General features: G+C 64.6%; 14 protein-coding genes and 2 riboswitches. Of the genes, 10 read left to right on the top strand and 4 right to left on the bottom strand.

Features of this window, described 5'->3' with window-relative positions; translation table 11 throughout:
• Positions 1-40 precede the first annotated feature (40 nt).
• The 4 genes from cobJ to cobG all read right to left on the bottom strand — a co-directional run bounded on the left by cobJ (position 41) and on the right by cobG (position 4509).
• Positions 41-1702 carry a precorrin-3B C(17)-methyltransferase gene (gene cobJ / locus VCA57_RS03380; protein WP_411183547.1) on the bottom strand — a complete coding sequence of 554 codons (1662 nt, stop codon included), beginning with the start codon at positions 1700-1702 and terminating at the stop codon, positions 41-43.
• 95 nt (positions 1703-1797) lie between these two features.
• Positions 1798-2550: a precorrin-2 C(20)-methyltransferase gene (locus VCA57_RS03375; protein WP_411183546.1), complete on the bottom strand. Its 753-nt coding sequence runs from the start codon at positions 2548-2550 to the stop codon at positions 1798-1800.
• A complete protein-coding gene (locus VCA57_RS03370) occupies positions 2547-3173 on the bottom strand; it encodes a precorrin-8X methylmutase (RefSeq protein ID WP_411183545.1) in 627 nt (208 codons plus the stop codon). The genes VCA57_RS03375 and VCA57_RS03370 overlap by 4 nt, the downstream gene beginning before the upstream one ends.
• Complete coding sequence (cobG, locus tag VCA57_RS03365; protein ID WP_411183544.1) at positions 3166-4509, bottom strand: precorrin-3B synthase; 1344 nt, start codon at positions 4507-4509, stop codon at positions 3166-3168. Before cobG ends, VCA57_RS03370 begins: the two co-directional genes overlap by 8 nt.
• 92 nt (positions 4510-4601) lie before the next feature.
• A riboswitch (cobalamin riboswitch) is annotated at positions 4602-4806 on the bottom strand.
• Between the two features lie 198 nt (positions 4807-5004).
• Here cobG and cbiE point away from each other — a divergent pair.
• From cbiE to VCA57_RS03315, 10 genes are all read left to right on the top strand, one after another.
• Positions 5005-6207: a precorrin-6y C5,15-methyltransferase (decarboxylating) subunit CbiE gene (cbiE, locus tag VCA57_RS03360; protein WP_411183543.1), complete on the top strand. Its 1203-nt coding sequence runs from the start codon at positions 5005-5007 to the stop codon at positions 6205-6207.
• Positions 6204-6932, top strand: a complete 729-nt coding sequence (locus VCA57_RS03355) for a cobalt-precorrin-6A reductase (RefSeq protein ID WP_411183542.1) — start codon at positions 6204-6206, stop codon at positions 6930-6932. Before cbiE ends, VCA57_RS03355 begins: the two co-directional genes overlap by 4 nt.
• 235 nt (positions 6933-7167) lie before the next feature.
• Entirely contained in the window at positions 7168-7875 is a 708-nt protein-coding gene (locus VCA57_RS03350; protein ID WP_411183541.1) for a (2Fe-2S) ferredoxin domain-containing protein, read from the top strand.
• Between the two features lie 144 nt (positions 7876-8019).
• Positions 8020-8279: riboswitch (cobalamin riboswitch) on the top strand.
• A gap of 154 nt (positions 8280-8433) precedes the next feature.
• Positions 8434-10539 (top strand): TonB-dependent receptor, encoded by a 2106-nt coding sequence (locus tag VCA57_RS03345; RefSeq protein WP_411183540.1) that lies wholly within the window; start codon positions 8434-8436, stop codon positions 10537-10539.
• Positions 10539-11306: an ABC transporter ATP-binding protein gene (locus VCA57_RS03340; RefSeq protein ID WP_411183539.1), complete on the top strand. Its 768-nt coding sequence runs from the start codon at positions 10539-10541 to the stop codon at positions 11304-11306. The genes VCA57_RS03345 and VCA57_RS03340 overlap by 1 nt, the downstream gene beginning before the upstream one ends.
• A gap of 191 nt (positions 11307-11497) precedes the next feature.
• Positions 11498-12430 carry an ABC transporter substrate-binding protein gene (locus tag VCA57_RS03335; RefSeq protein ID WP_411183664.1) on the top strand — a complete coding sequence of 311 codons (933 nt, stop codon included), beginning with the start codon at positions 11498-11500 and terminating at the stop codon, positions 12428-12430.
• Positions 12427-13446 carry a FecCD family ABC transporter permease gene (locus tag VCA57_RS03330; protein ID WP_411183538.1) on the top strand — a complete coding sequence of 340 codons (1020 nt, stop codon included), beginning with the start codon at positions 12427-12429 and terminating at the stop codon, positions 13444-13446. Before VCA57_RS03335 ends, VCA57_RS03330 begins: the two co-directional genes overlap by 4 nt.
• A 115-nt stretch (positions 13447-13561) precedes the next feature.
• Positions 13562-13819 (top strand): hypothetical protein, encoded by a 258-nt coding sequence (locus VCA57_RS03325; protein ID WP_411183537.1) that lies wholly within the window; start codon positions 13562-13564, stop codon positions 13817-13819.
• Positions 13820-13875: 56 nt separating this feature from the next.
• Positions 13876-14721, top strand: coding sequence for a DUF692 domain-containing protein (locus VCA57_RS03320; RefSeq protein WP_411183536.1), 846 nt, complete (start codon positions 13876-13878; stop codon positions 14719-14721).
• Entirely contained in the window at positions 14712-15509 is a 798-nt protein-coding gene (locus VCA57_RS03315) for a DUF2063 domain-containing protein (RefSeq protein ID WP_411183535.1), read from the top strand. Before VCA57_RS03320 ends, VCA57_RS03315 begins: the two co-directional genes overlap by 10 nt.
• Positions 15510-15522 lie beyond the last annotated feature (13 nt).

The raw sequence follows: 15522 nt of genomic DNA, 5'->3' as shown, positions 1-15522 counted from the left end.
GATGGCGATCGCAGGCTCAGCCAGCGTGCCCCGCCCTGGCCTACGACTGTGGATAGCTCCTCGGCGTATAGACCCACTCGCCACCCTCGGCACGCGGGAAGCGGCAGGTTTGGCTGGAGCCGATGATCACCAGGGTGCGCATGTCGACCATCTCTGGCGTGAGTTCGCCGAGGGTAAGGCTGCGCAGGGTTTCGCCGGGGCGGCCGATATCGCGGCCGAGCACCACCAGGGTTTCTGGCGTGCGTTGCTGGCGGATGATCTCTAGCGCGCTGCCAAGCTGCCAGGGGCGGGCTTTGGAGATGGGGTTGTAGAAGGCCATGACCAGGTCGGCAGCGGCGGCGTGGGCCAGGCGTTTTTCGATAATGGCCCAGGGCTTGAGGTTGTCCGACAGGGAGATCAGGCAGAAGTCGTGGCCCAGGGGCGCGCCGGCTTTGGCGGCGGTGGCCAGCGCAGCGGAAACGCCGGGGAAGATTTGCAGATCGACGCGCTGCCATTCGGCGTCGGTCGACTCGTGCAGGGCTTCCAGCACGGCGGCGGCCATGGCGAATACGCCGGGGTCGCCGGACGACACTACTACTACCCGGCGACCGCTGGCGGCCAGCTCGAAGGCATGCCGGGCGCGCTGCATTTCCTCGCGGTTATCGGTGCAATGGCGCACCTGTTCCGGGCGCAGTGGGCCGGCCATGTTGATGTAGGTTTCGTAGCCGAGCAGGTCTTGCGCTTCATCCAGCGCCTGGCGCGCGGCGGGCACCATAAATTCCGCCGCACCGGGGCCGAGGCCGATCACTGTCAGGCGGCCACGCGGGCGGCCGAGCTGATTAACGTCGATAGGCGCAGCGGCCAGCAGCAGGTGCAGATTGGCGTGCTGGCTGTGCATTGGCGGCAGTTGCGCGGTGTCGTCGATAAAGCGCAACGGCAGGTTGAGCTGCGCAGCGGCGGCCTGCAGTTCGGCGTTGGCCATCAACTCCGGCGCGGCCAGCAGGCAGGCCAGGCTCTGCGGTGCCAGGTTGCTAGTTTGCAGCGCTTGTTGCAGCTCGCTAAGCAACTCGGCGCCGGCGCGTTCGACCCACACGGCGACTTGTTGTGGGTGAATCAATAGCTCATCAACGTTGGCTGTGCGGCTATGCGGGCTGATATGAATGACCCGCGCGGCGCTGTTATCCACCGGGAGTTTGGCTTGGGCCAGCCAGGGCGCGTCGCCTTCGATACGCACGGCCTGACCGCCAAGCAAATCGCTGACAAAGCCTTTGCCTTGTTCGAGGTCGGCCAATTTATAGCCAGCCGGCGGCTCCAGCAGGCAGGTGCCAAAGCGCAGCTCGCCGCTGGTGGTGATCGCCGCGCTGACCTCTAGGTGCGCGGCAACTTCGCGCGCCATACGGTTGACCCCGCCCAGGCCGCCGAGCAGCGGCACCACGGCGCTGCCATCCTCGGCCACGGCCAGCACCGGCGGTTCGCGGTCCTTCTCGCCGAGCACGGCGGCCAGGCTGCGGATGACGATGCCGGCGGCGCACAGGGCGATGATCGGCGTACCGGCGCGATAGAGCGTGCGCAGGGTGTCGCCGAAGTCTTCATACAGCCGCTCGACATCCGCCACTCGACCACTCATGCCGTGGATCTGCGCCTGTGGATAAAGCGCCTGGATGCGCCGCGCGCAAGGCAGGGCGGAAGGGCCGAGAATAATGATGGCGGGAGCGGCGGTCATAAGGTGTTCCATCTGTTCTGTGGGAGGGGCTTTAGCCGCGAGCTACATAAGGCATGTCGCGGCTAAAGCCCCTCCCACGGGTTGTTTGCAGTTTGCTATCCGCGCCATTTCTCGCCGGGGATGACGATCATCGAGAAGTAGGGTGAGGACATTGGCTCCACTTCATCCAGCGGCACGATGCGTTGGTTGCCCATGGTGGCGCGCTCGACGTAGTGGGCGCGGTCGGCGATGCCCAGCTCTTGCAGCACGCGGCGGACTTTCTCGAAATTGCGCCCCAGCTTCATGATCACGGCGGCTTCGGCGCTGTGCAGGCGCTGCTTGAGTTCGTCCTCGGGTAGCACGCCGGAGAGCACGCTCAACGATTGGTTGCGGTACACCAGCGGGGTGCCGAGCACCGAGGCGCAACCGAGCATGGAGCACACGCCGGGTACCACTTCGACGTCGTACTGGCCTGCCAAACGGTCGTGCAGGTACATATAGGAGCCGTAGAAGAACGGATCGCCTTCGCAGATCACCGCCACGTCATGGCCGGCGTCGAGCCGAGCGGCGATCTGCACCGCGCAGGTGTCGTAGAAATCGCTGATCACATCTTCATAGCTGAGCGGCGCAGCGAGCTTTTCCGTGGTCACCGGGTAGACCAGCGGCAGGCGCTGCTGGGAGTCGCTCAGGTGCGCTTCGATGATGCCGAAGGCGTTGCCGCCCTGGCCTTTGTTGGCTTTGGCCTTGGCCACAAAGTAGCCGACCACGGCTGCCGATTGCAGCAAGCGCAGGGCTTTGAGGGTGATCAGCTCGGGGTCGCCGGGGCCGACGCCGATGCCGAGCAGGCGACCTTTTTGCATACTCATCATTCCACCTCCGTGGCCAAGGCGTTGACCGCCGCCACCGCCATGGCGCTGCCGCCCCGCCGCCCGCGCACGATCACATAGGGCACGCCACGGCTGTCGGCAGCCAGGGCGTCCTTGGATTCCGCTGCGCCGATAAAGCCCACCGGCATGCCGATGATCAGCGCCGGTTTTGGCGCGCCGGCGTCGAGCATTTCCAGCAGGTAAAACAGTGCGGTGGGCGCGTTGCCGATCACCACCACGCTGCCTTCCAGGTGCTCGCGCCAATGCTCCAGCGCCGCCGCGGAGCGGGTGTTGCCCAGCGCGCGGGCCTGCTCAATCACGCCATCGTTATGCAGGGTGCAGATCACCGGGTTATTCGCGGCCAGGCGCGGGCGGGTGATGCCTTCGGCGACCATCCGCGCATCGCAGAGAATCGCCGCGCCCTTGGCCAGCGCCGCGCGACCGGCAGCGCCGGCACCAGGGGAGAAGCGCAGGTCCTGCACCACATCGACCATGCCGCAGGCGTGGATGATGCGCACGGCGAGCTTTTCCAGATCAGCCGGGATGTTGCTGAGGTCAGCCTCGGCGCGGATGGTGGCGAAGGATTGGCGGTAGATTTCCTGGCCGTCGCGGATGTACTCAAGCATCGTTGTTTCCTGTTGCGCAGTGGGCGGCGAACCAGTCGCCGGCCTCGTCGATCGTCATTGTGCTGGCCAGCAGTTGGCCGAAACCGGCCACCTCGGGCATGCGTTGGTAGAGCTGGTAATGCCCGGCGCTGCTGGCCAGCAGGGTAAAGGGCGCGGTGTGTGCGGCGGCGCAGGAGCGCGGGCAGGCGCTCAGGTGCACCTGCGGCCGCGCCGTGCTGGTGCACAGGCGCTCGGCCAGGCGCAGGGCATCGGCCTTGCTATCGCTCAGGCCTTTACCGCAAGCGGCGGAGCCGGTGCAGGCGATCAGCTTGCTGAGTGGTTCTTGCGTATCGGTGAGCAGACCGAGTTCGCCCAGCGCGTGCAGCAGTTTGTCTGTCGAGTGCTCGAGAATATTTGGCAGCAGCACGCCCTGCCAGGGCGTCAGGCACAGGCTGGCATCGCAATATTGCTCAGCTAAATTGGCTAGGGCGTGTAGCTGTAAGGCGTCGATTCGGCCCAGGCGCGCGCTGGCGGCGACCATGCACAGGCCCGCTTGCTGCTGTGGATAAATGCCGATTGCCGCGTGCTGGCTGGTCGATTGGCGCTGCCAAGCCGTCGGGACCGGCTGGATGGCGAAGGGCAAACGCGCCTGTAGCTGTTGCAGCAGTTGGTTGGGGGCAATCTCGCTGAGCAGTTGACGCATACGACTGTGCGCGCTGCCGGCCAGCTTGAGAAACAGCAACAGCAACTGTTCGATCAGTTCAGCGGCCTGCTCGACGCGAATCGCCCCGAGCGGCCTATCCGTTGGGCAACCGGCCAGGCCGAAGGCCAGTTGAGCCGGTGTGCCGGGCAGGGCGCTAAGCCAGATATCGTGCGGGTGTTCGAGCATCGCCAAGGCTTCGCCGCCATCCAACTGAATGGCGAATTTGGCCGACAGCCCGTGCAGTGCCGGGGTGTTTTGCAGCAGCTCGAGCAGCGCGGCGGCCAGCGGCCGGGTGTCGAGCAGGGCATGCGGATCAAGGCCGGCGGCGGGACTTAACAGCAGGTTGCGCACGTCATCAGCGGCCGGATTGCTCGGGCCAAGGTTGGCAGCCAGCAGGCGCTCGATCAGCTCGGCCTGCTGACCCGCCAATACGCCACGAATTTGCAGATTGCTGCGGTTGGTCAGCTCCAGCACACCGCTGGCGCAGTGTTCGGCGGCCTCGGCGATGGCGCGGGCCTGTTTGCTGCTGAGTAGCCCGCCGGCCAGCTTGACCCGACAGATACCGCCGTCCAGCGCCTGAACAATGCGCAGCAGGCCGGGACACGCGCTGGGGCGTGGTACGAACGGATCGGCGGTGGAGGGACGGTCGCGCAAACAAATCACCCGCTGTTACGACGCGGCGACCGAACCAGTTGAATTGCTCAAGGCAGCTCAATGGCATCGGTACACCCCGCCCGATGTTGGCACTCGCGACTCGCGTCGTCGGCAGGTCTCCTGGCTGACAGGTCTTCATCTGTCGCGGCCTTCCCGGTAACCCAGTGGCGCTGATGCGGCAGACTCGCTGTATACAGTTGCGGGGGCAGCTCGGTCACGATCAGCAGATCGCTCCGGATTCCCTCTTAGGCCCTTTTTAGAGGCTGTTCAGGGGCTAGCGAGCTAGGGCCAGGCAAGGCGCAAAGGGCTGAGAACGCGGGGTTTACCAGGAGTAAATCAGCCGTTCGAAGTCGTTTCCAACGCAGCATGGCCGACGCGCAGCAGATCCTGAACAGGCTCTCGGGCACCGACGAAGGCGCTATTATGCCCGCTTTGCGCGCGGGCACGACAGCCAACTGGTCGGGCGGCGCGACGATGATGGTTTGAGGAACGCGCATGACGGCTTGGTTAACCCTGGTAGGAATTGGTGAAGACGGCTACGCCGGCCTGGGCGACGCGGCGCGCCAGGCGCTGAGCGAGGCGCAATGCATCGTTGGCGGTGCCCGTCAGTTGGCGCTATTGCCGGCGGATTTGCCGGGGCAACACGAGCTGTGGCCCAGCCCATTCAGCCTGGAGCCAGTGCTGGCGCGACGCGGTACGCCGGTGTGTGTGCTGGCCAGCGGCGATCCGCTGTTTTACGGGGTTGGCGCGAGCCTGGCGCGGCAGCTACCGGCTGATGAGTTGCGGGTGTTTTCCGCGCCTTCGTCGGTCTCCCTGGCGGCGGCGCGGCTGGGTTGGCCGTTGCAGGAGGTGACGGTGCTGTCGCTGGTGGCACGGCCGTTGGCGGCGCTGCAGGCGCAGCTATTCCCGGGTGCACGCTTGCTGCTGCTGAGCAACGATGGCAACAGCCCAGCAGCGGTGGCCGAACTGCTGCGGGCACGCGGTTTCGGCCCCAGTCGGTTGACGGTGCTGGAGCATCTCGGTGGCGCTCAGGAGCGGCGTATCGACGGCTTGGCCAGCGCTTGGGCGCTGCCACGGGTGGCCGACCTCAATCTGCTGGCGGTCGATTGTCTGGCCGACGCCGATGCGCGCCTGCTGCCCGTTACGCCGGGTTTAGCGGATGCGCTGTATCAACACGACGGCCAACTGACCAAGCGCGATGTACGCGCGATCACCCTGGCGCGTTTGGCCCCGCAGCCGGGTGAACTGCTGTGGGATGTTGGCGCGGGCTGCGGCTCCATCGGCATCGAATGGATGCGTGCCCACCCGCGTTGCCGGGCGATTGCCATCGAGGCCGACGCGGGGCGTCAGGCGCATATCCAACACAACCGCGATGCGCTCGGCGTGCCGGCGTTGCAATTGGTCGCCGGGCGCGCGCCCGAGGCATTGGCTGGCTTGAGCGCGCCGGATGCGATCTTTATCGGCGGCGGGGTGACCATTCCCGGTGTGCTGGAGCAGTGCTGGGCCAGCCTTAAACCGGGCGGTCGCTTGGTGGCCAATGCCGTCACCCTGCAGAGCGAAGCCGCGCTGGTGGCCTGGCGTGAGCAAGTGGGCGGCGAGCTGACCCGCATCAGTGTGGCCCAGGCGCAGCCGCTGGGCGGTTTCGACACCTGGCGCAGCGCCTTGCCAATCACTTTGCTGGAGGTGCGCAAGCCGTGAGTCCGCGTATTCTGCTGCTCGGCGGCACCACCGAGGCGTTACGTTTTGCGCGCCGCCTTGGCCCTGAAAGCATCTACAGTCTGGCGGGTTTGGGCCGGGTGCCGGATGACCTGCCATGCCAGGTGCGCGTTGGTGGCTTCGGCGGGGCCGCAGGCTTGGCAGCGTTTATCCGCGAGCAGGGCATCGAGCTGCTGCTTGATTTGACCCATCCCTATGCCGCGCAAATCAGCGCCAATGCCGCCCGCGCCGCTGAGCTGAGCGGGGTGGCCTGCTGGGCGTTGCGTCGTCCCGGCTGGCAAGCAGGCGAGGGGGATGACTGGCGCGAAGTGGACGACTGGGCCGAGCTGGTTGTCGCGTTAGAAAACTTCCAGCGCCCGCTGTTTACCCTCGGCCGCGAGCCGCTGGAGCACCTGCACGAGATTCCCCTGCACCAGCACTGGGTCGTGCGCTGCCTGACGGCGCAGCAAGCGGTGCCGCGCGCCACAGTTATCGGCGCACGCGGGCCGTTTGATCTACACGGCGAGCGCGCGCTGTTCGCTCTGCTGGGCATCGATGTGTTGATCAGCAAGAACAGCGGCAGCGCCTCCACCGAGCCGAAATTGCAGGTGGCGCGGGAGTTGGGTTTGCCGGTCGTGCTGCTGCGCCGGCCCGAGCTGCCAACGGTAGAGCGCGAGTTTCTGCAGCCAGACGCCCTCTGGGAGGCGCTTCAGCGGCGAATGGTCTGAACCGTCGTCGCGGCTAAAGCCCCTCCCACGCCGGGCACACGGCGCTGGCGCTTCGATCGTTCCCACGCTCCGCGTGGGAATTCAGCCCAGGGCGCTCTGCGTCTACCACGGTAGCGCGACGTTCAACTACGTCAGGTACGACGCGGAGCGTCGCAAGCGGAGGTGCCCACGCTGGAGCGTGGGCACCATCGGTAAAAATCCCCTGTTAGACTGCCGCCCCGCTTTGGAGGCCGCCATGACCACGCCCGTTTCAGCTTACGCTCGCATTCTGTTTATCGGCCCAGGCCTCAGCCGTGGCGCGTCGGCTGAGCGTTTGCGCCAGCGCGTCGAGGCGCTGCTCGGCGAGGGGCATCTGCATGACAGCGAGCAGGATCTGCAGCCGTTCTGGCTGGCGCTGGATCAGTCGCCGCGCCCCTTGCTGGTGGTGGATTTGGAGCCGCGTGCCGATGCTGCCCACCGTGACTGGCTACGTGAGCAAATTGCCGAGCGCACTGATGGCGCGTCGGTGTTTGTGGTCTGCACGGCGATGGAAGACGCCTGGCTCGACGGCCTTGCCGCGCTGCTTGAGCGCACAGAGCTGCACACGGCCTGCAGCGATGTGCCCGCCGTGCCGGCGCAGCACGCCTGGTCGCAAATTCCGCCGCACGCCCAGCGCCTGCTGCTGTGTAACGGCCCACGCTGTACGCGCAAGGGCGCGCTGGGCCTGTGGAAAAGCCTGCGTCAACGCCTCAAGACTGCCGGCAAGCTGGAGTGCGAAGGCGGTGTGCATATCACCCGCAGCCAATGCCAGTTCCCCTGCGATATGGGGCCGACCGCGAGTCTTTATCCGCAGGGCGAGTGGTTTGGCATTCGCGATGAGGCGGCGGTGATTCGTCTGGTCGACGAGCGCCTGGTAGCCGGTCGCGCGGTGCCCGAGCTGCGTATTGATCAGGGCGTTGAATAAAAACCCGGATTACGCCTGGGGCTAATCCAGGCTACGGAGTTGTGGGATGCTTCCGCCGCGACGCAACCTCCATCAATCGCCGCTAAAGCGCCTCCCACCATCATCCGCAGCCTTCGCGCCTTGACGCGGCGGGTCATGAATGGTCATATCCGCGCCGATTCAGGTGTCTCACGCCGCCGTGCGTGAGGTGAAACGGGAAGTCGGTGCGCCCCTTATGGGTTAGTCCGACGCTGCCCCCGCAACGGTAAGCGAGCGACGTTATCCAGAGGGTCTGTTGTCGTTTCGTGCGCGGCTCGCGACGAAACGGCAACAAACCCTATGCCACTGTGCAGTTTCTGCATGGGAAGGCGATAACGCCATGACCCTCGCCAGCCCGGAGACCGGCCTGAATCTGGGTTTGTTGCCATTGCGCGTTCGCCTCGCAATGGCCGTAGCCCATTAGTCTGGCAACCCGCGGTGGGCGGGCGTTGACGCCGATCGTGGGTGTTTGTCGCCTGCGTCTGCTGTTGCGCGTATCCATCGGATTGCCGTGCCTTTTCTCTTTGCGATGGAAGCAATATGGCGCGCTATTCCGTTTTTCAAACCTCTGCATCGTTCGCGCTGCTGTTGGCCTCTACGGCCATGGCTGGCGAACCTCCAGTCGACCTCCCTGACGTCACCGTGCAGGCGCAAGCCGTGGAGGAGGGCGAGAGCAATTTGCATACGCCCACCACCGCCGGTTCACGTCTTGACCTATCGGCCCTGCAAACTCCGGCCAGCACCAGCAGTTTGAGTGGCGCGCAGGTGCGTGGGCGCAACAATCTCAGCGTGCAGGACGCCGTCACCCGCAGCCCCGGCATCAGCAACATTGGCAGCCCTGGCAATGGCGGCACCGCGCTGTCGGCGCGCGGCTTTACCGGGCACAGCGCGACCATGCAGCTGTACGATGGTACCCGTCAGTACGTCGGGGCCGGCACCGTGACCTTCCCGGCCGACACCTGGTCGGTGGCGCGCGTTGACGTGCTGCGCGGCCCTGCCTCGGTGCTCTACGGCGAAGGTGCGACCGGCGCGGTAATCAACGTGGTGCCGAAGAAGCCCTTCGTGGGCGAGATCCGCAATCACCTGCGCCTCGGTTACGGCAGCGACGACCGCCGCCAGGCCGCACTGGACAGCGGCGGCTCGCTGAGTGATGCGCTGAGCTACCGGGTTACTCTCAACCAGCAGGCCAGCAATGGTTGGGTCGACCACGGCGATTCCGAGAGCCTGGCGCTCAGCGCCGCGCTGCGCTGGGATGTGCATGAAGACCTCAGTTTCACCCTGTCCCACGATCAGGCGGACCAGCAGCCCGCACGCTATTTCGGCACTCCGCTGGTCGCTGGCAAGTACCGCGAGAGCCTGCGGGAGAAGAACTACAACGTCGACGACGCCGACGTGCAGTACCACGACCAGATCACCCGTCTGGTGAGCGACTGGCAGATTAGCGATGTGCTCAGCGCCAGCAACCAGTTGTATTTCATCAAAACCCAGCGTTACTGGCGTAACAGCGAAGCCTATCGTTGGCAGCCGGGGGATCAGGTTGAGCGTGGCGATTTCTGGCGCATCAAGCACACCCAGGAGCAGCTGGGTGATCGGCAAAGTTTTAGCCTCGATCACCGACTGTTTGGCCTGGACAGTCGCACCGTGGTGGGCGTGGATTTCAACCGTATTCGCTTCGTTCGCCACCACGACTTTGATAACAACTTTGCCGATGTTGTGCCGCTCGGCCAATCGTCTGCTGGCACCTACCAGAGCACGGATGATTACCGGCCGCGTGAGCGCAATCAGCTTCGCCAGTTCTCGTTGTTTGCCGAGAACCGCACGCAACTGACCGAGCGCTTGTCGCTGGTCAGCGGTGTGCGTCGTGATCAGATGCATTTGCAGCGCGATGACCTGCAGGCCGACAGCAGCGCCGACCGTAGCCTAAGCGGCGACAACTGGCGGGCTGGCTTGGTCTTCGAACTGACGCCGGCGTTGTCGTTGTACGGCCAATACGCCACCAGCACCGAGGGCGTGAGCAACCTGCTAACGCTAAGCCCGAGTCAGCAACAGTTCGAGCTGAGCGAGGCCAAGCAGAGCGAGATCGGCCTCAAGCAGGCGTTTCTCGATGGCCGTGGCGAGTGGACCTTAGCGGCTTACCACATCGTTAAACGCAAACTGCTCAGCCGAGAAACCCCGGCTGCGCCCACCGAGCAGATCGGTCAGCAATCTTCCGATGGTCTGGAGGCGACGCTGGAGCTAACGCTGGGCCACGGTTGGCAGGTGTCGGCCAATGCCGCGTGGCTGCGCGCTGAGTACGACGACTTCCGCGAGGCCGCTGGCGACCGCAGCGGCAACCGGCCCATCAATGTGCCACGGCGCAGCGCCAACCTGTGGCTGAGCAAGGCGCTGAGTCAGCAAGTGGAGGCCGGCATTGGCGCGCGTTATGTCGATGCGCGATACGCCGACACGGCGAATAACGTGCAAGTGCCCAGCTACACCGTGGTCGACGCCAACATCGGCTGGCAGGTGCAGCCGGACGTGCGCCTCGGCCTGGAGCTGAACAACCTGTTCGACCGCCAGTACGCTACCACCGCCAGCAGTGATGGCGGACAGTGGTATCTGGGCGCGCCGCGTTCGTTCTTCGTCAGCGCGGATTACCGTTTCTGATGCAGCGTTTACAGATCCGCGACTTGGCGTGGTCGCCCCAGGGCGAGCGGCCGCTGCTGCAAGATATCGAGCTGGCGGTCGGCGACGGCGAGATGGTCGGCCTGATTGGCCCCAACGGCAGTGGCAAGACCAGCCTGCTGCGTTGTGCCTACCGTTACCAGCGGCCCGATCAAGGCAGCATTGAAGTGGACGGTGATGCGCTGTGGGGCCGTTCGCCGCGCTGGTGTGCGCAGCGGGTGGCGGTGGTGCTGCAGGAGTTTCCCGAGGACTTTGGCCTCACCGTGGCCGAGATCGCCGCCATGGGCCGCACGCCGCATAAAGGTTTGTTTGATGGCCATGATCAGGCCGATCACGCCTTGGTCGAGCAGGCGTTGGCCCAGGTCGGCCTGACGGATCTCAAACGGCAGGCGTTCGCCAGTTTGTCCGGTGGTGAAAAGCAGCGCGTGCTGCTAGCCCGGGCGCTGGTGCAGCAACCGACGCTGCTGCTTCTCGATGAACCAACCAATCACCTCGACCCGCGCTATCAGCTGCAATTGTTGCGGCTGATCAAGGCACTCGGTCTGGCGACCCTAGCGAGCTTCCACGACCTCAACCTGGCGGCGGCTTTTTGCGACCGCCTGTATGTGCTCGACCACGGCCGTGTGGTGGCCGCTGGCACGCCGGCAGCCGTGTTGACCGAGGCCTTGCTGGCCGAGGTGTATGGCCTACAGGCGCTGGTCGACAGCCATCCACTCGCGGGGCACCCGCGTATTACCTGGATTGTTTGATGAATACTGGCGAATACATTGGCTCCACTCGAAACCAGCCTGAGTGGTTTAGCGTTTATCAGTCGCGGCTAAAGCGGAACGCCGCCCGGCTCCTCCCACAGATTTGCGTTGCCGTTGTGGGAGGGGCTTTAGCCGCGACAGCTCAACACTGCTCGCCGCTGAAACGGAACGCCGCCCGGCCCCTCCCAAGCCTGTTTGCGCTCTTCGCGCTGTTACTGACCAGCCCCGTCTGGGCGGTCACCGTCACCAGTTGCGACCGCCAACTGACCATCGACCAGCCACCGCAGCGCGCGGTCAGCCATGACGTCAACATGACCGCGATGCTGCTTGCTCTGGGCCTGAAAGACCGCATGGTCGGCTATAGCGGCATCAGCGCCTGGAAGACTCTAGACCCAGCAATGCAGGCGCAATTGGCCGATCTGCCGGAACTCGCCGCCCGTTATCCGTCGCTGGAAAACCTGCTGAATGCCGAGGCGGACTTGTTTTTTGCCGGCTGGAATTACGGCATGCACGTCGGCGGCGAGGTCACTCCAGCCAGCCTGGCGCGCTTTGGCATTCCGGTTTACGAGCTGAGCGAGTCCTGCGCCCATGTGGTGCCGCGCGAGGTGGCCAGTTTGGAGGATGTTTATCGCGATCTGCTCAACCTCGGGCGCATTTTTGCCGTGGAGCCACGCGCCGAGGCGCTGGTGCAGGGCATGCGTCAGCGTGTGGCAGCGGTGCAGCAGCGTTTGGCCGACAACGGCCCTGTGCCACGGGTGTTTGTTTATGACAGCGGCGAGGACAGCCCCTTTACCGCTGGCCGCCTGGCCATTCCGCAGGCGCTGATCAGCGCGGCTGGCGGGCGCAATGTGATGGACGGTTTGCCCGCAAGCTGGGCGCGGGTCGGTTGGGAAGCGGTGATCAGCAGCGACCCCGAGGTGATCCTGATCGTCGATTACGGCGAGCGCAGCGCCACGCAGAAACGCGACTTCCTCCTGCAACACCCGGCGCTGCAAGGGCTGACGGCGATCCGTGAGCAACGCTTCGTAGTGCTGCCGTACCTGGCGGTAACCCCGAGCTTGGACAACGCAGCGGCCATCGAAACCCTGGCTGGCGCATTGCACCCGCAGGCCTTTGCCCAATGATTCGCAGCGCGCCGGCCTACCGTCTGTTGTTGTTACTGCTAGCCGTGGCCCTGGCACTGTCTGGCGCGGCCTCGCTGGGCTTTGGTTCCGCTCCAGTGCCGTTGGCGCGGGTGCTGGATATTTTGGGGCAACGGCTGTTCGGTATAGCGCCCGATGCGGCCGTGAGCAGCGCGCAGGACAGCATCGTCTGGCTGATTCGTGCGCCACGGGTGGTGCTCGGTGCGTTGGTCGGTGCCGGGTTGGCGTTGGTCGGTACGGCGCTGCAGGCGGTCACGCGCAACCCGCTGGCCGACCCGCACCTGCTTGGCGTCAGTTCCGGCGCGGCGCTCGGCGCGGTGATCGTGGTGCTCTACCTCGGCGAATTTATCGGCCTGCTCAGCCTGCCACTGGCAGCTTTTGTCGGCGCACTGGTGAGCATGCTGCTGGTCCTGGCGATTGCCAGCCGCAGCGGTCGTCTGGCGAGCGACCGTTTGCTGCTGGCCGGGGTGGCGGTGTCGTTCGTGATGATGGCCGCGAGCAACTTGCTGCTGTTTCTCGGCGATCACCATGCCGCCAGTTCGGTGATTTTCTGGATGCTGGGTGGCCTCGGCTTGGCGCGCTGGGAGCTGCTGTGGCTACCGGCGTTTTGCCTGGCGCTGGCGTTGCTGCTGTTGCTGGGTTTGGCGCGAGCACTGAATGCCCTGATGGCCGGTGAGCACAGCGCCGTTAGCCTGGGCCTGGACCCTCAGCGGGTGCGTTTGTTGGTGTTTGTCTGCGCCTCGTTGCTGACTGGCGTATTGGTGTCGCTGAGTGGCGCGATCGGTTTTGTTGGGCTGATCCTGCCGCATGTCGCGCGCTTTCTGGTTGGTGCCGAGCACCGCCGCCTGCTGCCGGTCAGTGCGTTGCTCGGCGCGTTGTTTCTGCTCTGGGTGGATGTCGCCGCGCGTACCTTGCTGGCACCGCAGGACTTGCCCATCGGCATTGCCACGGCGGCCATCGGCGGGGTGTTCTTTGTCATGTTGTTACGCCGCCGCTGAGTGCTGAAGTTTTTTTCAGCGTGGCTGTAACGCCAGTGTGTTTCGTTGCTCTAGTTAAGTGCCGGCACACAACACTCATTCGCCCGGCTAACCAAGATCTCCTGAGGATATGCACATGACTATGAAAACTACTGCTGCAACGGGTGCCGCCATCGCTTTCGCTGCTGCTGCGATGTTTGCCGGTATGACCGGGACCGTTGTGGCGGCTGAAGAGGCTGCTGTGCACTGCTACGGCGTGACCTCGTGCAAAGGCCAGAACGACTGCAAAACCGCTGAGAACAGCTGCAAAGGCCAGGCCTCTTGCCAGGGCCACGGCTTCAAGGCCATGACTCAAGCCGAGTGCGATGCGGCTGGCGGTAAAGTCGGCGAGTAAGTGAGCCGGGGCGACCGCCGCGCGGTTGCCCCGCATCACCGCGCAAGGAGTCAGTGATGAATGCTCAACGCGACAATCTGGGCTTTGGCCTGGGTCTGCGCAGTACCTATTACCAAGCGATTCTTGAACAACGCCCGGCGATCGACTGGTTCGAAATCGTCTCGGAAAATTACTTGGTGGATGGCGGCAAAGCCCTCTACTTTTTGGATGCCATCGGCGAACACTACCCGCTGGTGATGCATGGCGTGTCGTTGTCGATTGGCGGCCCACACGAGCTGGATCGCGATTACCTGCGCCGGCTCAAACACCTGGCCGAGCGCGTGCAGCCGGCCTGGATCTCCGATCATCTGTGCTGGAGCCGGGGCAATGCCCACCAGCTGCACGACCTGCTGCCGCTGCCCTACACCGAAGAAAGTCTGCAGCATGTGGCCGCGCGAGTGCGCCAGGTGCAGGACGTGATCGAACGGCCGCTGGTGCTGGAAAACGTCTCCAGTTACCTGCGCTGCGCCGATGATCAATTCAGCGAATGGCAGTTTCTCTCGGCCCTCAGTGAACTGAGCGGCTGCGAGCTGTTGCTGGACGTCAACAATGTCTATGTCAGCGCGCGCAACCATGGCTTCGATGCCTGGGAATTTATCAGCAGCTTGCCCAAGCAGCGTATTCGTCAGCTGCACTTGGCGGGCCACAGCGATTACGGCAGCTACTTGATCGACACCCATGATCAGCCGGTCAGCGATCCGGTCTGGCAGCTTTACCAACGTACCTTGCAGCACCTCGGCCCGGTGTCCACCTTGCTTGAGCGCGATGACCATTTCCCGGATCTGGACGAGTTGCTCGGCGAGCTGAACAAGGCGCGTCAGGTGGCTGCCGAAGCACTGCAAGGGACTGCGCGATGCGCCTGAGTGATTGGCAGCGCGAAGTGCAGGCCTACCTGCTTGATCCCGCCGGACAACCGAACCCGGCGCTGCAGGCGAGCCTGTTGGGCAGTGCAGCGTTGAGTGCCGAGCAGGGTTTGGCGATTTACCACAATGCCTACCGTGTGCGGCTGCTGGAGGCGTTGCGCGGTGATTATCCGGCGGTGCATGGCTGGCTCGGGGATGAGGAGTTCGACGCCCTGGCGTTGGCCTATCTCAACGTCCATCCGTCGCAGCACTTCAGCTTGCGTTGGCTCGGTGCGCAACTGGCCGAGTTTATCGACGGCTATCTGGTGCCGGCCCAGGCTGCGCCGTTGAGTGAGTTGGCGCGGCTGGAGTGGGCGTTCACCTTGGCTTTTGATGCCGTCGACGGCGCGCCCTTGAGCCTGACGCAGATGGCCGCACTGCCCGCCGAAGACTGGCCGAGCCTGCAGGTGCGGCTGCTACCCAGCGTGCAATGGCTGGTGTGCCGGCATAACAGCCTGGCGATCTGGCGCGCGCACAAGGAGCAGGGCGAGTTCCCCGGTAGTCAGCCACTGGCTGAAGTGGAAAGCTGTGTGATCTGGCGCGATCAATTGATTACCCGTTATCGCAGCCAGGGGGCGGATGAAGTCACGGCATTGCAGGGCATGGCCGTGCATGGCTGGAGTTTCGCCGAGTTATGCGGCGCGCTAAGCGAGCTGGGTGAACAAGCGCCTATGCAGGCGGTAACCTGGCTGCGCCAGTGGCTCAGCGATGGTTTGCTGCAACGCTATTCGACGGGCGAAGCGCGTTAGCTGAGTTTGCCTT

The organism is Pseudomonas sp., assembly GCF_046581935.1.
Lineage (GTDB): Bacteria > Pseudomonadota > Gammaproteobacteria > Pseudomonadales > Pseudomonadaceae > Aquipseudomonas.
The sequence above is the reverse complement of the archived record's forward strand: the minus strand, read 5'-3'. Positions and strand labels throughout refer to the sequence as shown.